The organism is Rhodococcus rhodochrous (genome assembly GCF_014854695.1).
Taxonomy (GTDB): Bacteria; Actinomycetota; Actinomycetes; order Mycobacteriales; family Mycobacteriaceae; genus Rhodococcus.
In genome coordinates, this window is the sequence record NZ_CP027557.1 from 1,378,170 (window position 1) to 1,396,084 (window position 17,915).

Below are 17,915 nucleotides of genomic sequence, written 5' to 3' on the forward strand. Positions count from 1 at the left end.
TCCGGACGACACGCCGGAAACGGCGCTGAAGGGTCCCCGGCCGTGGCATCCTCGAAACGTGACGAACCGAACGAGCCCGACCCGACGCCTGCGTGTACCTGCGGCGGCCGTGGCGGTCGCAGCCACTTTCGCGCTCACCGCGTGCAGCTCCGACGACACTTCCAGCAACGAGGACGTGCGGTCGTCGGCGGATGTCGCCGTTACGAGCGTTCAAGAGCAGGCCGAGGGTGCCATCTCGTCGGTGCAGAGCATCGCGTCCAGCGCGGCCGAGCGGGCGGGCGACGTCTTCGACGAGGCGAAGCTCGACGTCTTCGTCGCGGCCTTCCGTACCGGTTATCCGCAGCTGTCGGCCGACCGGGAGACACAGGACATCGAGTCCATCGTCACCGAGACCTGTCCGCTCATCGACGAGGGTGCGTCCGACCAGGAAGTGAACGCGAAGGTCCAGGAGGTCGCGACCAACGGATCGACCGTGCCCGACGAGGACCAGGCCGCGCGCATCGCGCAACTGGTGCGGGTGGCGTGCGGGTGAAATGAGCGGCGGGCGGCCGCGTAGAATACCGATTCCGTGAGCCTTACCCTCGGAATCGTCGGTCTTCCCAACGTCGGCAAGTCGACGCTGTTCAATGCGCTGACCAAGAACGATGTGCTGGCAGCGAACTATCCGTTCGCCACCATCGAGCCCAATGTCGGCGTCGTCGAACTGCCCGATCCGCGGCTGAACCGGCTCGCCGAGATCTTCGGTTCCGAGCGCATCCTTCCGGCCACGGTGTCGTTCGTCGACATCGCCGGCATCGTCAAGGGCGCCTCCGCCGGTGAGGGCATGGGCAACAAGTTCCTCGCCAACATCCGCGAGGCCGACGCCATCTGCCAGGTCGTGCGAGTGTTCGACGATCCCGACGTGGTCCACGTCGAGGGCAAGGTCGACCCGATGGCCGACATCGAGGTCATCGCGACCGAGCTGATCCTCGCCGACCTGGAGACGATCGAGCGGGCACTGCCGCGGCTCGAGAAGGAGTCCCGGAAGAACAAGGAACTCGTCGCTCAGCTGGAGGAGACGAAGAAGGCGCAGGCGATCCTCGAGGACGGCCGCACCATCTTCTCCGCCCAGGCCGAGGTGAAGGGCGAGCTGCTGCGCGACCTGCACCTGCTCACCGCCAAGCCGTTCCTGTACGTCTTCAACGCCGACGAGGCCGTCCTCACCAACGAGGAGCGCAAGGAGGAGCTGCGCAAGGCCGTCGCACCGGCAGACGCCGTCTTCCTCGACGCCAAGGTCGAGTCCGAGCTCCTCGAGCTCGACGAGGACGAGGCGATGGAGCTGCTCGAGTCCATCGGCCAGACCGAGGCCGGTCTGAAGCAGCTCGCACGCGCCGGTTTCCACACCCTCGGTCTGCAGACCTACCTGACGGCGGGTCCGAAGGAATCGCGTGCCTGGACCATCCGCAAGGGTGACACCGCTCCCAAGGCGGCCGGCGTGATCCACACCGACTTCGAGCGCGGCTTCATCAAGGCCGAGATCGTCTCCTTCGTCGACCTCGACGCGGCCGGTTCGATGGCCGAGGCGAAGGCCAAGGGCAAGGTCCGCATGGAGGGCAAGGACTACGTCATGGCCGACGGCGACGTGGTGGAGTTCCGCTTCAACGTCTGACGAACGCCATCGAGGCGTTCCTCCGTAGTCATCCGCATTTCGGTGTTCTCGACCCCGTATATCGAGGTCGGGAACACCGAAATCGATATGCCGACGGAATCAACCGTGCCGGGCGACGTCCTCGCAGAGAATGCTCGGCCACTGCGCGAGATCGGCCGGGGTGTACGCGATCTCCAGCTTCGCGTGGGGGAGCAGACCCACCAGGGCTTCCGCCGTGGACACCGGGTGCGCGGGATCGTCGATCCACGCCAGCACCGTCACCGGAACGTCGATGCCGGACACGGCCTCCGGATCGGGCAGGTCGCTCAGCGCGGCGCCCCGGAACAGCGACGGCAGCAGGTCCTCGGTGACGTCGGGGGCGGTCTCCGGCGCGTCGACGGTGGCCGGTGGACGTGGTGCATTCAGATCGCGCATGAGGAACGCCGCCAGTCCCTGCTGCTCGATGAGATCGGCGGCGGCCCGGTACTCGGCGGCCTTCGCGGCGCGGGTGGCCCAGGCGGTCGCCGGCACCAACAGCGTGAGGCTGCTGAACCGCTCCGGATCCTTCACCGCCGCGTGCAACAGGGTCCCGGTGCCCATCGACGGCCCGACCCCGTGCACCCGCTCTCCGGGAAAGTAGTGATCGAGCAGCCGCAGCAGGTCGTCGGCGAGCACCGGCCAGCGGTAGTCCTCCGGCACCGCACGCCCCGTCGAGTGGCCGTGCCCCCGCGCGTCGTAGCGCAACAGTCGAGTGCCGCTGAGACCGCGGCCCAGGTCGAGGTCCATGAGACGGTCGCGGTGGCGGCTCGAGGTCAGGCCGTGGAGCTGGACGATCGGGTGCCCACCCTCGTCGCTCAGCTCCACGTCGAGTTCGGCCCCCGGCACACTGAAGGTCGGCACGTCGTCTCCCGATGTCGGAAAGCAGTTGCTGGAGAAGGCGCCTAGGATACCCGGCATGCGGCTGACAAATGTGGCGCACCTGCGCCTGCCGTTCGGCCGACTGCTCGGTTACGACGTCACCGTCGCGGGGCTCGGCCGGGCGCTTCCCGTGTCGTTCGACCAGCGGCGGCACGTCGGCGCAGGCGATCGTCCCGGCTCCTGGATGGCTCTGTCCTTCCGTCTGTTCGAGCCGGTCTCGCTCGACGACCTCGCGGCCGCGTGGCTGGCGGTGATCGCGCGGCACGGCACCCTGCGCTCGGTGTTCACCCACGGCGACGACGGTGAGCCGCGCCTGCACGAGGCCGAGATCCGCCCGGGCGGCTGGGTCGAACATCCGATCGGTCCCGGTCAGGCCGTCAACGACGCCCTCCGGGACGTCCTCGACAGCGCATGTTCGCCCTACAATCGGCCGTCGCACCGACTATGCGTGCTCGAGACCGCCACGGAACCGACCGTCGTGGTCGCCGCCGATCACTCGCACGTCGACATGTGGTCGATGCTGGTGATGGCCCGCGACCTGCTCGCTGCCCTCGCCGCCGTGCGCGCGGGACGGGAACCGTCCCTGTCGCCGACACCGGCCTTCGCGGAACACACCCGGGCACTGCAGGACCGTCCGGCCGCACCCGCCGAAGTCCACGAGCGCTGGGCCGAGGTGCTCGCCGCCAGCGGTGACGTGATGCCGCGCTTCCCGCTCTCCCTCGGAGTGGCGAGTCTCCAACGCGAACGCGTGGAGGTGCGCGACGTGCTCGACGTCGACGACAGCGCCGCCTTCTCCTCCCAGGCCAAGGACGACAGGGTGTCCACCCTCGCGCTGGTGGTCGCGGCCATGACCGAGGTGACCCTCGAACTGGCCGGAGTCCCGTTGCGGGCGGTGTTCCCGGTGCACAGCCGGTACGACGCCACCTGGCACGACTCCGTCGGCTGGTTCATCACCAATTCGGTGCTCGAATCGTCCGTCCCCGAACCTCGCGCGGCCGCGGACGCCGTCAAGGAGGCGGTCCGGCTCGGATCCTGGCCCCTCGAGGACATCCTGCGCCCGTGGGGCGGTATGCCGGAGGTCCCGGGCATGTTCGCGATCTCCTGGCTGGACCTGCGCAGGCTTCCCGTCCGGGTCGACGCCACCGGCCTCGAGGCGCAGTACGTCGGCGCGACCATCCGCACCGACGGGGTGATGCTGTGGTTCATCCTCGACGACTCGGGTCTGCACCTGCGGTGCCGCTATCCCGATACCGTCGAGGCTCGGCGGCACGTCGGTGGCTGGCTGGACCTGCTCATCGCCCGGTTGCAGGCCCGCGCCCGCGAATCGGTCGGCGGGCAGATCCGGTTGGGCGACAGTAGCTATCGGGTTCAACGTGCCGGTCGATCCGACGTACCGGCGATCGTCGCATTGCTCTCCGACGACGAGCAGACCCCCTGCGAGGGTGCGGAACTCGCCCGATACGAAGAGGCCTACGACGCCGTCGCCCGCGACCCCTCGCACTACCTCGCGGTGGTGCGCGACGAGGTCGGCCGGATCGTCGGCACGATGCAGTTGACGATCGTGCCGGGTCTGTTCCGTGGCGGTGCCACCCGCCTGCTCGTCGAAGGAATCCGGGTCGCCTCGTCCGAACGTTCCCGCGGCATCGGCACAGCCATGCTCGAGTGGGCCCACGATCACGGCCGGAACCGGGGTGCCACGCTCGCGCAGATCGCCGTGGACGCGTCCGACGAGCGGGCTCGGATGTTCGGGGCGCGGCTCGGCTACGGCTGCACCCAGGTTGGACTCGAACGGGCGCTCTGACGTCGGCCGACTCGATGGCCGAGGACTACGTCGTAGCCGACGGCGACGCGGTGGATCTCCGCTTCGTCGTGTAGCGCGTCCTGTGCCGATCCGGATCCGTTCCGGTGGACGTGGGTGCGCCGCGTGCGACGAGGTGACGGACGACGTACTCCGCGTCCGCGCCGGCCCCGCCGACGAGCATCGACCGGAACGACGACTGGAAGCACAGACCGGTGAAGTACAAGCCGGGCACCGAGGGAACCACGCCGTGTTCCTCGCGCGGCCAGCCATCCGTGTCGAGCACCGGTAGGTCGATCCAGTCGTAGTACTGGCGGAATCCGGTGCACCACACAATATTCGTCACGTCGAGAATCCGGCCGTCGGACAGTGCGGGGCGGAGTTCGGCCACGCCGGTCACCCGCTCGGTGATCCGGGTGACGCCGCGCGCGGCCAGCTCCCGTCGGCGGATTCGCAGCAGCGGCGCGCCGTGACGCCGTTCGTCCTCGCGAGCACGTCGTCCCATCGGGGTACGCACGGACAGCACATGTCCCCACACGAACCACAGGACCGGGAACAACACGCGCATCGCGGGACTGTCCACACGCACCGGCAACTGCCCGGTGTCGCGTCCGCACAGAATCGTCGGATGGGACGCCGCCAGCTCGTAGGCGATCTCACTGCCGGAATGAGAGGCCCCCACCACGAGTACCGGACCGTCACGCAACTGCGACGGATCGTGATATTCACTCGAATGCAACTGCACGATTTCGGGATCCAGTTCGGAAGCGAAGTCGGGGACGCGTGGGGTTCGACCGAACGTGCCCGTGGCCACGATGACGTTGTTCGCCTCGATCCGCGTGTCGCCGCAGTCGAGGGCGAACCGGTCACCGTCGTGGGAGAGTCGGCGCACCCGGGTGTTACCGAGTACGGGCAGATCGAATCGGGAGGCGTAGGACTCGAGGTAGTCGGCGAGCTCGTCCTTGGTGGGGGAGCGGTGCGGGTCGCCCGGGAACGACATGCCGGGCAGTCCGTCGTAGCCGGCGGGACTGTACAGGCGTAACGAGTCCCAATGGCAGCGCCAGTTGTCGCCGATGCGTCTGTACGTGTCGACGATGAGGAACGGACGGTCACGGCGGGCCAGATGGTAACCGGCGGACAGGCCTGCCTGACCTGCGCCGACGACGACGGTGTCGATCTGTTGGGGTGCGCTGTGGACGGTCATGACGACTCCCCGAGGTGAGGGAACTACACCGACGACGTTAGGCACTGCCGCCCCTCGGCCGCGTCGGGAGGAGTGTGCAATCGAAGGTGGCAGCGTATGGGCAGTTCTACCCAGTCAGAGCAGGCGATGCTCGTACGCGTAGGCCGTCGCCGCCGCTCGTGAGGACACCTCGAGCTTGGTGAATATGTTGCTCAGGTGCCGAGCCACCGTCTTCTCGCTGATGACGAACTCGTGGGCGATGGCTCGATTCGTCTTGCCCGTGGCAACGGCGCGCAGCACCTGGACCTCCCGGGGCGTCAGCCCGTTCGGTGCGTCGGCGAGTTCGGGACCGCGGAGCTCACGCAGATCCGGCAACGCGTGCAGATCGTGGAAAACCGATGCTGCCGAGTCGAATTCGAGCCGGGCGTCATCGTCGTCGCCGAGTGCGGCGCAGCATCGACCCTGCAGCACTCGTACCCGGGCACGTTCGTAGGGTGCACCGAGGTCACGCCAGCGCCTGCCGGATCGCCGCAGCCGTTCGAGGGCGCCGCAGGGGTCACCTTCGGCGAGCAGGACCGAGCCCTGCGCGTGGTCGGCCATCGCTGCCAGTGCAGGGGCGTCCTGCGTCCGGGTCAGCGCCTCGAGTTCGTCGGTGCTGCGCCGGGCCGCGGCCACATCTCCGGTGGCGAGCGCGATCTCCGTGTGGGCGGCGAGCATCCGCGGCCGGTCGAGATTCGAGGCTTCGCCGAGACCCCGGAGGATTCCGGCGACCGCTGCGGTGGTGTCGCCCTGCCTCAGACGCAGCAGAGCAAGACCCGGCTGCACCTCCTGCCCGTACATGCCCGCTGACCTGTAGGCGGCTTCCGCCTCGGCGAACTCACCGCGTAGACGATGCAGTTCGCCCTGCTCGTACAGGGCCATTCCCATCGCGGGTTGACCGGGCGGATCCGACAGCCGCTGCAGTGCGAGGCGGGCGAGGTCCATCGCCTGCGACCAGTCGCCCTCGAGTTGCAGCATCTGGGCGCGATGGACCAGGCACTGTCCCCGGAAGGGCACGAGTCCGGACTGATCGTCGCACCAGCGGCCGAGGGCCTGAGTCCACTCCTTCGCCCGTTGCAGATGATATGTGCCGTAACAGGTCTCGATGACAGCGCAGTACACCAGTCCGGAGACGACGGGCGAGACCTCGCCCAATCCGACAGCGACGAGTACCTCGTCGAGTGTCCGCAGCCCGCCGTCGACGTCGCCGAGCAGGACTCGGCACTGTCCGATGCCCAGCGAACCGAGAGCGAGAAGGTCGGCGTCGTGACAGGCCCGTCCGATGCGCTGAGCTGCGGTGAAGATCGGCAGTGCCTCGGTCGGCCGGTTCGCGTACATCTGCTGTACTGCTCCGGGGATCATCAGGAAGCCGCTGGTCGCGCAGTCCGGTCGGTCCGGGACACCCGACTGTCGGGCTCGCTCCAGCCAACCTCCGGCCCGTGCTACTTCACCGCGTCCCATCAACAGGAAGCACAACCAGAAGGCGCTGATACCCGCGCTCTCGGTTTCGCCGGCTTCGAGATGTGCGGCGAAGGCGCGCTCGTACAGTGCGACGCTGGCGTCGTCGTGACCAGCGAGGTACGCGGCTCGGGCGAACAGATCGAGGTCGTCCGCGGACAGGACGGCGAGTGTGTCGGCGCTGCGGAATCCGTCCAGGGCACGCGGCCACTCGCGCGCGCGGTACGCTGCCCGCGCGTGGTCCAGGACCGCCGACCTGCCCATGTTCGCTCCCGCGATCGAGCGCCGCCGACACCGGCTGATTGCGATCCTACGCCCGCGGATACGCAGGGTCGTCGGTGTGCGCGCGGCTCACGACGGTCGCATGCCCGCCAGAACGATCGACACCAATCGTGGAACGAGATCCGGGGTCACCGCACGGATCGCGTCGGGTAAGGGACGGGTGATCAGGCCGATCGCCAGGACCAGTTCCAGCGCGTCGAGGTCGGGGCGCACGATGCCGGCGGATCGCACCGCGTCGAGCAGCTCCTCGACCCCGGCGAGCGTCTGCGCCTGGGCGTCGCGCACCGATTCGGAGATCTCGTCGGTCACGAATTCGGCGAGGGTGGCCGAGAGTGCACCCAGGTCGAGTTCGACCAGCCGTTGCACGTAGCCCACCCAGGCGTCCTCGGGTGAGCAGCCGACGCGCTCCAGGGCCTCGGTGCCCGCTGCGCGCATGTCGGCGAGGATCGTCAGCGCGACCTCGTCGGCCAGCGCGGCCCGGGACTCGAAGTTCCGGTAGAGGGTAGCGATGCCGACTCCGGCGGCCTCCGCGACCGCCTCGAGCGCGACGTCGCTGCCGTGGACGGCGAACAGCCGGCGCGCCTCCTGGACGATCAGCTGACGACGCTTCGCGGCATCGGCACGCATCGGTTGCCTTCCTTCCGGAGTGGGCTGTGAGGAACTTCGCTTGACATGTCCATCCTAACCGGAGGATTATTCTCCGATAGAAGTGGAGGAAAATCATCCACTTAGCGATGGTTCGGACAAGGAAGACGCGATGGCAGACGCCGCTACGACGACAGTTCCCGACGCGGGTGACTCCACCGCGCGCAAGCCGCATCCCGCGCTGACGGTGCTGGGAATGACGTGCGGGCTCGGGGTGATCCTCGTGCTCATGCTCTTGGTCTTCATCATGCCGTCACTGAAGAGCGGACCGCACGACCTGCAGGTCGGCATCGTCGGAACCTCTGCAGCGGCAGAAGAATTCGAGACGTCGCTCGCGACGGCCGCCCCCGACGCCTACACCTCGCAGCGATTCGCCTCCGAGCAGGAACTGCGCGACGCCATCCACGACCGCGACGTCATCGGAGGGTTCGTCGTCGACGAGTCGGGCGTCCGCACGCTGGTCGCCGGCGCGGGCTCGACCGCCATCTCCGGTTCGCTCGCCGGAACCTCGCAGGCGGTCGGCGGAGCACTCGGGGCCGACGTGACCGTCGAGGACGTCGTTCCGTTGCCGGAATCCGACCCCACCGGTATCGGCATCGGTGGTCTCGCCTTCCCGCTCGTCTTCGGTGGCATCGTCCCGGTCGTCGCATTCCGGAAGATCCTGCCGCGCAGCGACGGCTGGTACCTGACCGGCCTGCTCGTCTTCGCTGCCGTCGGTGGCATCGTCGTCGCGTCCATCCTCACCTTCGCGTTCGGAAGCATCGAATCGACCTTCTGGCCGGTCGCGGGATCCATGGCCCTCGGTATCGCCGCCCTTGCACTCCCGTTGGCCGGACTCCAGAAGGCCTTCGGCGCCAAAGGGTTCACCATCGGTGCGATGGCCATGATGTTCCTCGGCAATCCGCTGGCCGGTATCGCGACGACGTCGGCATGGCTGCCGTCCGGACTCGGTACCTTCGGTCAGATCCTTCCCCCGGGTGCTGCCGGAACCCTCGTGCGCTCCGCGGCATACTTCGACGGTGCCGGCGGATTCGTCGCGCTGTCGACCCTCGCCACGTGGATCGTCGTGGGACTCGTGCTCTACGCGGTGGGCATGCGACATGCGGTGGGTGAGGAAGCGACAGAGCGTCCTTCGGCGCAGGTCACGGCCTAGCGGACTACTTCGAGCGGTCCTTCCTCGGGCGTCGGCGGCTCGAACCGCTCGAAGTACTCCGTCGCCGTCCGCTCGGTCAGCGGCCAATCGTCCGCCCACCTCCCGTGCCGGTCGCCGACCCGGCTCAGGATGGTCTCGAGCTCCGTCGCGATGTACACGGTCTCCGGCACGATGCCCTGCGGTGCGAGCAGTGCGCGGAACTCGTCACGTTGTCGCCGGAACCAGAATCCGAAGTCGAGCACGACATCGTTCCCGGCTGCCACATGGCGCAGCAAGCGCGCCTTCAGGTCTGCTGATACCTCGGCCACCACGTCGGCGGAGGGCATGGTCGTGATCCCGCGATCCCAGAACTCCACCTCGTACGACAGACGCGTCCAACCCTCGCGCTCCAGGCGCTTGGCATAGGTGGTCTTACCGGCACCGGCCGGGCCGCACATCATCACGACGCGAGACACTCGGGTCCTGTTCGCTGCCATCGGGCCGACGGTACGCACCGCCACCGACATCGAGACCGATAACGCTCATCGCTGATCCGAATCGATCGGGCCTGATCCGCACCCCTGGGCGCCAGGGCACCGCGTCACGTGGAGGCCTTCTCGATCTTCGGTGAGAGTCTGCCGATCACGGCGCTGCCGATGATGCCGACGACGATCATGCCGATCCCGACCGCGTCCGGTATCGAGTCGGTGACCCACCCGAAGATCCCCGCGACCAGCACGAACGTCGGCAACCAGTCGATCAGCTTCAGGAGCGACGGGGCGGGTTCGGACTCGCCCTGCGACGCCGCGAACTTCGCACCGGCGTAGTCCGGATAGAACTCGGTGAAGGAGACCGCGAAGAAGATCGCCGCGAGCTGGAGCACCCAACCGGTCCAGAAGTTGCCCGGGTCGCGCATCACGGCGTCGCCGATGAATCCGACGATGGCGGAGAAGGTGAACGCACCGGCCCAGACCGCGGAGATCACGTAATTGATCTTCATGAACAGGGGAGACGTCCAGTATTCCTGGGGCGTGTCCTCTTTCGCGTAGGGGAGTGTGAACGGTCTGCGCGCGATCAGGGTGGCGACGACGAACACCGCGAGCGCGATGTTGGTGAGTTCACCCGCCCAGATCTCCATCCAGTCGATGACACCGTCCGACGCGATGAGGCCCACCGCCGCCAGGACGGCGAAGAACGCCGCACCGAACGTGTCGAGGGCGTGTATCTTGATGCCGCGTCGCGCGCCCACCCACATCGTCAGCAGGACGAGGCCGAGAGCGAAACACACCGCTTCCTCGAACCGTCCCGGGGCCGACAGGACGGACATGAGGATCCACGGTGCGATGCCCGACAGTGGCGACCGGAGGTAACCGTCGACGACCTTGGTCATGCCTACCAGCGTATTTCGTGAAGCCGGGCATGTCGGAGTTTTCGGAGGATCGAGCAGGATCCGTTCGGGCGCCCTCAGTCCTGCGTGGTCGGTGCTTCGGCCAGGCTGCGCCGGGTGGAAAAGTGACGCTCGATCCCTGACAAGGGGTCGACGAATTCGAGTTCGCGCGCGAGCAATTGGAGGGGGAGCGAATGGTCGTCCGGTGTCTCGGGCAGCAGCACGGGATACCAGTGGTCGCCGAGGATCCCGATACCGAGCGCCGCCAGATGTACTCGCAGCTGATGCATCCGACCCGTGTGCGGGCGCAGCAGGGTGTGCAGGACGGCCCGTCCGGACCTGCTCATCCCGGATCCGAGCACCTCGATCAGCGTCTCCGAGTTGGGTTCGCGGGTGTCGTCGACGACGACGCGCAACTCACCGCGCCGCGCCTCTATGTGGTTGCGGTACAGCACGGGGACCGGACGTCCGGCGATCTCCGGCGCTCCCGGATCCCATTCCGCCGGCAGTGCGGACACCGCCTCGTACACCTTGGTGACCCGACGCTTCTCGAACAGGGACTGGTAGGCGCCGCGCGTCTCCGGCCGGGCCGAGAACATCACGAGCCCGGCGGTCGCCCGGTCGAGCCGGTGGATCGGTGTCAGGTCCGGGTTGTCGAGGCGGGTCCGCAGTCGGACCAGTGCCGATTCGCGCAGGTAGCGCCCACCCGGGGTGGTGGGCAGGAAATGCGGTTTGTCGACCACGACGAGGTCGTCGTCGATATGCAGGATCTCCTCGTGGAACGGCACCGGTTCCTCGACGGGCAGATCGCGGTAGTACCAGACGAACCGGTGCGCTCCGAGTTCGGTGCCGCGACCGATGGGTTCTCCGTCGATCCCCACGATCTCGCCGGCGTCGAAGCGACGGTAGAGATCGTCGGCGTCGAGATGGTCGAAACGCGCGACGACGTACTCGGCGACCGTCGACCACGGACCGGAGGTCGGAACACGCAGTCGCGTGGGCCCGACCCCGTTCCTGACGGGCAACGGTGAGGGCATCGGCACGGGCACCATCCTCCCATCGGCCGCGACGTGAGCTGCACCTCGGGTGATCGGCGACGGCGCGATCAGGACTTGTCGAGATCCACGGGCACACCGTTCTGACACCATGTCCGCATGACTGCACCGGCCCGGCTCGGCATCCCGACCGGCACGCTCGCGCTGCTGGCCGCCCTGTACTTCGCGCAGGGTCTGCCGTACGGGTTCTTCACGCAGGCGCTTCCGGTGGTGCTCCGCGAGTCCGGCTTCTCGTTGATCGCGATCAGCGCGACGGGTGTGCTCTTCGCGCCGTGGGCGCTGAAGTTCCTGTGGGCGCCGTACGTCGACCACTACGGGACGCGGCGGCAGTGGCTGCTCTCGCTCCAGCTCGCGGCGTCGGCGGTGTCGTTGATCCTGGCGTGCCTCGACCTGTCGTCGACGCTGCGGTGGCTGCTCGTCGGCATCGCGGTGGTCAACGCCCTCTCGGCCACGCAGGACGTCGCGACCGACGGTCTGGCCGTGCAACTGCTCGGACCGAAACAACGCGGGTTGGGGAACGGCATCCAGGTCGGCGCGTACCGCATCGGGATGATCGTCGGCGGGGGAGCACTGCTGTGGGTCTTCTCCCTCGCGGGTTGGCGCAGCCTGTTTCTCGCGATGGCGTTCCTGCTGGTGCTGACGACGATCCCGGTGTGGCGACTGCCGCGCACAAAGCGACCGGCCACGCCGGATCGGGAACCGAGAGGCGCGACCCGCATGACGGTCGCGTGGTGGGCGCGGCTGCGCCGCCCCGGCATGCTCGCGTTCATCCTGCTCATCGGCGGCTTCAAGTTCGGCGACTCGATGGGTTCGGCGATGGTGGGACCGTTCATGTCCGACTCCGGACTCACCCTCGGGCAGATCGCGCTGGTCAAGGGAGTGCTGTCCTCGGCAGGCGCCCTCGGCGGCGCCGCACTCGGTGGGTGGCTGTGCTTCCGTCGCGGTCGCCGGCAGGCCCTGCTGATCGGCGGCGTCACCCAGACGGCGAGCCTCGCGCTGTACGTCGTCGCGTCGCTCGGCTACGGCGGGTTCGGGCTCATCGTCTCCGCGAGCCTGGCCGAACATGTCCTCGGTGGTGCCGCGACGGTCGCGGTGTTCACGCTCATGATGGACGCCGCGGACAGGGACCACGCCGGCAGCGACTACACCCTGCTCGCGTGCGCGATCGTCGTCGTGCAGGGCATCGCGGGATTCACCGCCGGTGTGGTCGGAGACGTCTTCGGCTATCCCGCGCTGTTCGGCACCAGCCTGGTGTTGTCGGGAATCGGATGCGCCGTCCTGCTGCTCGCCCTCGATCGGGGCATCGGACCGAGCGGGGTGCACGGGGTGTGGCGGAGCGGCGCGGGGCAGGCGGTCTCGCGACCCCGGTAATCACCGGTACTGCTGATCACCGCGACCAGTACTGCAGCATCGGCTCCTCGGCGAGCACCGTCGACCCCTCGGAGATGACGAGAGCACTCGACGAGATGCTGTACTGCACACCGGCGTTCGTGGCGGTGAAACCGTCGCCCGAGGGCACGGGATCGTCGATCTCGATCGCTGCCCCGTCGTTCGTACGGACGCCCTTGTAGTAGTACCGCCCGGCGCCGGTCTCGCACACCACGACGAGCGAGTCGGCTGTCTGCCCGATGGCGACGGCGGGATTCGTGTGGTTGCACCGTGCCTCGGGGATGCCGACGAAACCCTGGGGGTCGGTGTCCTCGGAGGCGGACACGGGCGGTAGCGGACGTGCGGGTCCGGGCGCGGGTGCGGGATTGCCGGTCGCCGTGAGTTCGAGGTCCTCGATCCGCAGGGCCACGTCGCCCGGAAGCACGGTGACGTAGCTGTTGCCCTGCACGATGCTGTTTGCCGTGATGCACTCGAAGTCGCCGGTCAGGCACGACAGCCGCTCCCAGTAACCCCCGAGCGAATCCGTCGGGCGTAGCGCGTATTCACCGGGAGCGATGTCCACCCCGACCTTCAGGGTGCCGTTGGTCGGGAAGCCGCTCGGGGCGGACCGGCTCGCCTGTGTTCGCGGGGCGGGCGGATCCGTCTCCGTCGGCGGGGCCGCGGACGGCGACACGGTGACCGTCACGGTCGACGGGGACGGACTCGCGGCGACAGCGCCCTCCGATCCCGGATCGGACGAGCGGGTCAGGACGACGACCAGAGCGGCGACCGCGGCGACGACGGCGACGAGCAGGGCACCGCCCACCAGCCACGGCCACTTCGGTCGTCGCGGCGGGGTCGGGATAGGCCAGGGTGGCGGGGGAGCGCCGTAGCCGTAGCCGTATCCGTCCGGCGGAGGCTGCATGGACATACGGGTCCCTTCGCTGTCGCGGTGGTGTGCCTCCTGATATCGCTGCCGATGTCTCCCGCTGTTACGTCACGCGGGTCGGGGCTAACCGGTGCGCTGCAGGTCGGTGCAGGAAAGGGTCAGTTCGGCGAGATCGTCCAGGGAGACGGGCAGCACCCGTGCGAGGGCGGCGATCGTCGCGAAGGCCGGCGTCGCCAGTCGTCCGGTCTCGATCTTCCGAAGGGTCTCCGGTGAGATGTCGGCGGCCCGGGCCACCTCGGTGAGCGTCCTGCTGCCTCGGGCTTCGCGCAGCCGCCCGCCCAGGCGTTTGCCGGCGGCCAGCTGTTCCGGGGTCAGGGGGAGTCGCACCATGACCCGCAGTCTAACCGCGTCGGTATGAAAATACCGACCGTCGCGTTAGGGTGGTATTTAAATACCGTCTTGTGATCCTGAGGAGTACACCCGTGTTGGAACTGAAGACCCCCGGTGAGATCGCGGCAATGGACGTGACCGGCACGTTCATCGCCGAGTTGCTCGACGACCTGACGGGCCGCGCCCGACCCGGCGTGAACCTGCTCGACCTCGAACAACGCGCACGGGACATGATCGAGGAACGCGGCGCGGTCTCGTGCTACTGGGACTACGCACCGTCGTTCGGAAGTGGACCGTTCCGCAATGTCATCTGCCTGTCCGTCAACGACGCAGTGCTGCACGGGCTCCCGCACGACTACGTGCTCCGGGACGGCGACCTGCTCAGCATGGACATCGCCGTCTCGATCGACGGCTGGGTCGCTGATTCGGCGCGCAGCATCATCGTCGGCGCGGAGCGTCCCGAGGACCGACGTCTCGTCGAGGCGACCGAGGTGGCGCTGGCCGCGGGTATCGCCGCCGCGCTCCCCGGCAACCGCCTGGGCGACATCTCCGCGGCGATCGGTGCCGTCGCGGCCGAGTACGGCTATCCCGTCAACACCGAATTCGGTGGTCATGGTCTCGGTCGCACCATGCACGAGGATCCGCATGTGGCGAACGCCGGACGCAAGGGTCGCGGGCTCGTGCTGCGTCCTGGCCTCACGCTCGCCCTCGAACCGTGGTTCGCGGCGGGGACGGACAAGATCGTCTACGACCCCGACGGCTGGACCATCCGCTCCGCCGACGGTTCGCGCACCGCGCACAGCGAACACACGATCGCGATCACCGAGGGTGAACCGCTGGTGCTGACGAAGCGAGAGCGTGTCACCGAATAGGGGTGTCACCGAACAGTTCCGGACAACAGGAACATTCGGAGTAGACGCGCGGGTTTCCGTTCGGTCCGTTATGGTCGGTGCACCGACGGGCGAAAGGCGATGCCGATGCCGCTGTACGAGTTCCGATGCGCCGACTGCGGGCCGTTCGACGTCTCCCTTCCGATGAGCGAGGTCTCCTCGTCGACGCCGTGCCCGCAGTGCGCTCGGCAGGCTCGTCGTTCGCTCACCGCGCCCCGTCTCGGCCGGGGCGGTTCGTCGGCGATGCGCCTGCACGACGCCACGGCACGGACCGCGTCCGAACCCGACGTCGTCTCGGGCGCCCTGCCGGGTGCGCCGAGACGTCCGTCGCGGCCGGTCACCACCGATCCCCGGCACCGATCGTTACCCCGACCCTGATCCGTCACCGCTGCAGGAGGTCCCGTGCCCGACGTCGTGTTCCCCCTCGATTCGACCCGCCGGTTCACCGATCAGGAGAAGATCGGCCACAACCGCTGGCATCCGGACATCCCGCCCGTCGCGACGCTGAAACCGGGGGACTCCTTCCGCGTGCACTGCCGCGAATGGTTCGACGGCGAGATCCACAACGACGACTCCGCCGACGACATCCGCAATGCCCCGCTGCACATCGTGCACGCGTTGTCGGGACCGTTCGCGGTGGAGGGTGCCAAGCCCGGCGACCTGCTGATCGTCGACATCCTCGACCTCGGTCCGATCCCGCAGGAGGACTCGGGTCCGCTCGCCGGGCAGGGTTGGGGGTACACCGGCATCTTTGCGAAGACGAATGGCGGAGGATTCCTCACGGATCAGTTCCCCGACGCCTACAAGGCGGTCTGGGATTTCTCCGGGCAGAAGGCGACGAGCCGCCACGTGCCCCACGTGTCGTTCACCGGCATCGTGCACCCCGGCCTGATGGGGACGGCGCCGTCGCACGAACTGCTGTCGACGTGGAACACCCGGGAAGCGGCGCTGATCGCGACGGATCCCGACCGTGAGCCGGCACTGGCGCTGCCACCCGAGCCGAACGGAGCGATTCTCGGCAGCCTGTCGGGCGCCGATTTCGACCGGGCCGCGGCCGAAGCGGCACGCACCGCTCCACCGCGGGAGAACGGCGGCAACCAGGACATCAAGAACCTCACGAAGGGAAGCCGGATCTTCTATCCGGTCTTCGTCGACGGTGCGAATCTGTCGGTCGGCGACCTGCACTTCTCGCAGGGTGACGGCGAGATCACCTTCTGCGGTGCCATCGAGATGGGCGGGTTCATCGACCTGCGCGTCGACCTGATCCCCGGTGGCATGGAGACCTACGGGGTGAGCGAGAACGCCATCTTCATGCCGGGCAACACCGACCCGCAGTACTCCGAGTGGCTCGCGTTTTCCGGCACGTCCGTGACGCTCGACGGCGAACAGCGGTATCTGGATTCGCAATTGGCGTACCAGCGAGCGTGTCTGCACGCCATCGACTACCTGACGAAATTCGGCTACAGCCCCGAGCAGGCGTATCTCCTACTCGGGGCCGCGCCCATCGAGGGGCGCTTGTCGGGTGTCGTGGACATACCGAATTCGTGTGCCACGGTGTATCTTCCGACGGCGATCTTCGACTTCCCGGTCGCGCCCACCGCATCCGGTCCGGTGACGATCGATCCGGGTATCGGCGCGCCGCGTTCGTCGGCGTGAGGGCCGCGAAAATCGTTTGTCCGGTGTGAGCGGTGCGCGTACCGTCCTCGGGTCGGTATATACGCGAACGAAAGGTGGTCCCGGCCATGGACCCGCTCACCGAACGGGACATTCGAACATCCTTCGTCAATTGCTCCAAGGGTGATGCGAAGCGGCTTCCGGTGCCGCGCGATCTCGACGACCGGCCGTGGGACGAACTCGACTTCCTCGGCTGGACCGATCCGTCGTTCCCCGGACGCGGCTACATCGTCGTCCCCCGCGACGGCGAACTCGTGGGTGTCGCCATGCGGTTCGAACAGCAGGGCTCGGGCAAGACGCAGATGTGCACGATCTGCCTCACCACCCACACCCGGGGTGGCATCGCGCTGATGACGGCGAACAAGGTCGGCGATGCGGGTCGAGCGGGCAACGCGGTCGGAACGTACATGTGCATCGACCTGCAGTGCTCGCTGTATGCGCGCGGCAAGAAGAAGCCCGCACTGGGCAGCCGGTACCGCGAGGATCTCGAGCCGGAGGAGAAGGCCGAACGCGTCCGCGAGAATCTCGGGGCGTTCGTCGATCGCCTGTACGCCTGACGGGCGAACCCGGTCCTTTCAGTGCGATGCGGGGTTGCGCAGGTGCGCACGCTCCCCGTTCTGATCGAGGATCGTGAGGATCTCCACCGGTCCGTCGTGCGCGCTGATGGCGTGTGGCGTCATCGTCGAGAACTCGGCGGCGTTGCCCTCCTGGATGAGGATCGTCCGCTCGCCGAGTTGGAGCCGGGCAGTGCCGGTCAGGACGGTGAACCATTCGTGCCCCGGGTGCACGGGGAGTGTGTCGGCCGGCACCGGCTCCTGCTTCGTGATCCGCATCTTGGCGATGGTGACGCCGCCCAGTGATCGTTCCCGCGACAACAGCCAGGTCGTGTACCCCGGGGTGTCGCAGGGCTGAGGTCTGATCACCACGTCCTGGTCCTCGCCGGATTCGACGAGCTGGTCGATCGTGGTGTCGAGTGCCCGCGCGATGGGGACGAGCTGGTCGAGTGCGATCCTGCGACGGCCCGTCTCGATGCGGCTCAGGTTCGACGGGCTGATGTGGCACCGGGCTGCGAGAGCGTCGAGGGTCCACCCCCGCGCGAGCCGCAGGCTGCGGATGCGCTGGCGGATGAGTTGGTCCAGATCGGACGTTTCTTGCTCCATAGGCAAGAGTGTATGCCGAA

19 protein-coding genes are annotated in these 17,915 nt (G+C 67.9%); 9 read left to right on the forward strand and 10 right to left on the reverse strand.

Annotation, left to right across the window (positions count from 1 at the left end):
• The first annotated feature begins 58 nt into the window (after nt 1-58).
• Entirely contained in the window at nt 59-532 is a 474-nt protein-coding gene (locus C6Y44_RS06465) for a hypothetical protein (protein WP_404817786.1), read from the forward strand.
• Nucleotides 533-568: 36 nt separating this feature from the next.
• Nucleotides 569-1,648, forward strand: coding sequence for a redox-regulated ATPase YchF (ychF, locus tag C6Y44_RS06470; RefSeq protein ID WP_159418960.1), 1,080 nt, complete (start codon nt 569-571; stop codon nt 1,646-1,648).
• Nucleotides 1,649-1,747: 99 nt separating this feature from the next.
• On the opposite strand, the gene C6Y44_RS06475 is transcribed toward ychF, so the two are convergent.
• Nucleotides 1,748-2,527, reverse strand: a complete 780-nt coding sequence (locus tag C6Y44_RS06475; protein WP_159418959.1) for an alpha/beta fold hydrolase — start codon at nt 2,525-2,527, stop codon at nt 1,748-1,750.
• 55 nt (nt 2,528-2,582) lie between these two features.
• Between C6Y44_RS06475 and C6Y44_RS06480 the strand changes: the two genes are divergently transcribed.
• Entirely contained in the window at nt 2,583-4,346 is a 1,764-nt protein-coding gene (locus C6Y44_RS06480) for a GNAT family N-acetyltransferase (protein ID WP_159418958.1), read from the forward strand.
• Nucleotides 4,347-4,371: 25 nt separating this feature from the next.
• Here C6Y44_RS06480 and C6Y44_RS06485 read toward each other — a convergent pair whose 3' ends face one another.
• The 3 genes from C6Y44_RS06485 to C6Y44_RS06495 form a co-directional block, all read right to left on the reverse strand.
• Nucleotides 4,372-5,547: a flavin-containing monooxygenase gene (locus C6Y44_RS06485; RefSeq protein ID WP_159418957.1), complete on the reverse strand. Its 1,176-nt coding sequence runs from the start codon at nt 5,545-5,547 to the stop codon at nt 4,372-4,374.
• A gap of 114 nt (nt 5,548-5,661) precedes the next feature.
• Nucleotides 5,662-7,287, reverse strand: coding sequence for a LuxR family transcriptional regulator (locus C6Y44_RS06490; protein ID WP_159418956.1), 1,626 nt, complete (start codon nt 7,285-7,287; stop codon nt 5,662-5,664).
• Between the two features lie 87 nt (nt 7,288-7,374).
• Nucleotides 7,375-7,932: a TetR/AcrR family transcriptional regulator gene (locus C6Y44_RS06495; protein WP_159418955.1), complete on the reverse strand. Its 558-nt coding sequence runs from the start codon at nt 7,930-7,932 to the stop codon at nt 7,375-7,377.
• 130 nt (nt 7,933-8,062) lie between these two features.
• Between C6Y44_RS06495 and C6Y44_RS06500 the strand changes: the two genes are divergently transcribed.
• Nucleotides 8,063-9,103 carry an ABC transporter permease gene (locus tag C6Y44_RS06500; RefSeq protein ID WP_159418954.1) on the forward strand — a complete coding sequence of 347 codons (1,041 nt, stop codon included), beginning with the start codon at nt 8,063-8,065 and terminating at the stop codon, nt 9,101-9,103.
• On the opposite strand, the gene C6Y44_RS06505 is transcribed toward C6Y44_RS06500, so the two are convergent.
• The 3 genes from C6Y44_RS06505 to C6Y44_RS06515 form a co-directional block, all read right to left on the reverse strand.
• Complete coding sequence (locus C6Y44_RS06505) at nt 9,100-9,579, reverse strand: AAA family ATPase (protein WP_225623737.1); 480 nt, start codon at nt 9,577-9,579, stop codon at nt 9,100-9,102. The genes C6Y44_RS06500 and C6Y44_RS06505 overlap by 4 nt on opposite strands.
• A gap of 104 nt (nt 9,580-9,683) precedes the next feature.
• The gene (locus C6Y44_RS06510) at nt 9,684-10,472 is read right to left on the reverse strand and encodes an MFS transporter (protein WP_159418953.1); all 789 of its coding nucleotides are present in this window, start codon (nt 10,470-10,472) and stop codon (nt 9,684-9,686) included.
• A gap of 74 nt (nt 10,473-10,546) precedes the next feature.
• The gene (locus tag C6Y44_RS06515) at nt 10,547-11,521 is read right to left on the reverse strand and encodes a pseudouridine synthase (RefSeq protein WP_159418952.1); all 975 of its coding nucleotides are present in this window, start codon (nt 11,519-11,521) and stop codon (nt 10,547-10,549) included.
• 102 nt (nt 11,522-11,623) lie between these two features.
• Here C6Y44_RS06515 and C6Y44_RS06520 point away from each other — a divergent pair, with 102 nt between their 5' ends.
• Complete coding sequence (locus C6Y44_RS06520) at nt 11,624-12,895, forward strand: MFS transporter (RefSeq protein ID WP_159418951.1); 1,272 nt, start codon at nt 11,624-11,626, stop codon at nt 12,893-12,895.
• Between the two features lie 16 nt (nt 12,896-12,911).
• Here the strand turns inward: C6Y44_RS06520 and C6Y44_RS06525 are convergent, their stop codons facing one another.
• Entirely contained in the window at nt 12,912-13,823 is a 912-nt protein-coding gene (locus tag C6Y44_RS06525; RefSeq protein ID WP_159418950.1) for a hypothetical protein, read from the reverse strand.
• 81 nt (nt 13,824-13,904) lie between these two features.
• On the reverse strand, nt 13,905-14,171 hold the full coding sequence (locus C6Y44_RS06530; protein ID WP_060651790.1) for a helix-turn-helix domain-containing protein: 267 nt from the start codon (nt 14,169-14,171) through the stop codon (nt 13,905-13,907).
• 92 nt (nt 14,172-14,263) lie between these two features.
• Between C6Y44_RS06530 and map the strand changes: the two genes are divergently transcribed.
• The 4 genes from map to C6Y44_RS06550 all read left to right on the forward strand — a co-directional run bounded on the left by map (nt 14,264) and on the right by C6Y44_RS06550 (nt 17,292).
• A complete protein-coding gene (gene map, locus C6Y44_RS06535; protein ID WP_159418949.1) occupies nt 14,264-15,043 on the forward strand; it encodes a type I methionyl aminopeptidase in 780 nt (259 codons plus the stop codon).
• A gap of 105 nt (nt 15,044-15,148) precedes the next feature.
• Nucleotides 15,149-15,439 carry an FmdB family zinc ribbon protein gene (locus tag C6Y44_RS06540; RefSeq protein ID WP_174247076.1) on the forward strand — a complete coding sequence of 97 codons (291 nt, stop codon included), beginning with the start codon at nt 15,149-15,151 and terminating at the stop codon, nt 15,437-15,439.
• A gap of 24 nt (nt 15,440-15,463) precedes the next feature.
• Nucleotides 15,464-16,717 (forward strand): formamidase, encoded by a 1,254-nt coding sequence (fmdA, locus tag C6Y44_RS06545; RefSeq protein ID WP_192378731.1) that lies wholly within the window; start codon nt 15,464-15,466, stop codon nt 16,715-16,717.
• Between the two features lie 86 nt (nt 16,718-16,803).
• A complete protein-coding gene (locus C6Y44_RS06550) occupies nt 16,804-17,292 on the forward strand; it encodes an FBP domain-containing protein (protein ID WP_006550660.1) in 489 nt (162 codons plus the stop codon).
• A gap of 18 nt (nt 17,293-17,310) precedes the next feature.
• Here C6Y44_RS06550 and C6Y44_RS06555 read toward each other — a convergent pair whose 3' ends face one another.
• On the reverse strand, nt 17,311-17,895 hold the full coding sequence (locus C6Y44_RS06555; protein ID WP_159418946.1) for a helix-turn-helix domain-containing protein: 585 nt from the start codon (nt 17,893-17,895) through the stop codon (nt 17,311-17,313).
• Nucleotides 17,896-17,915: the final 20 nt, after the last annotated feature.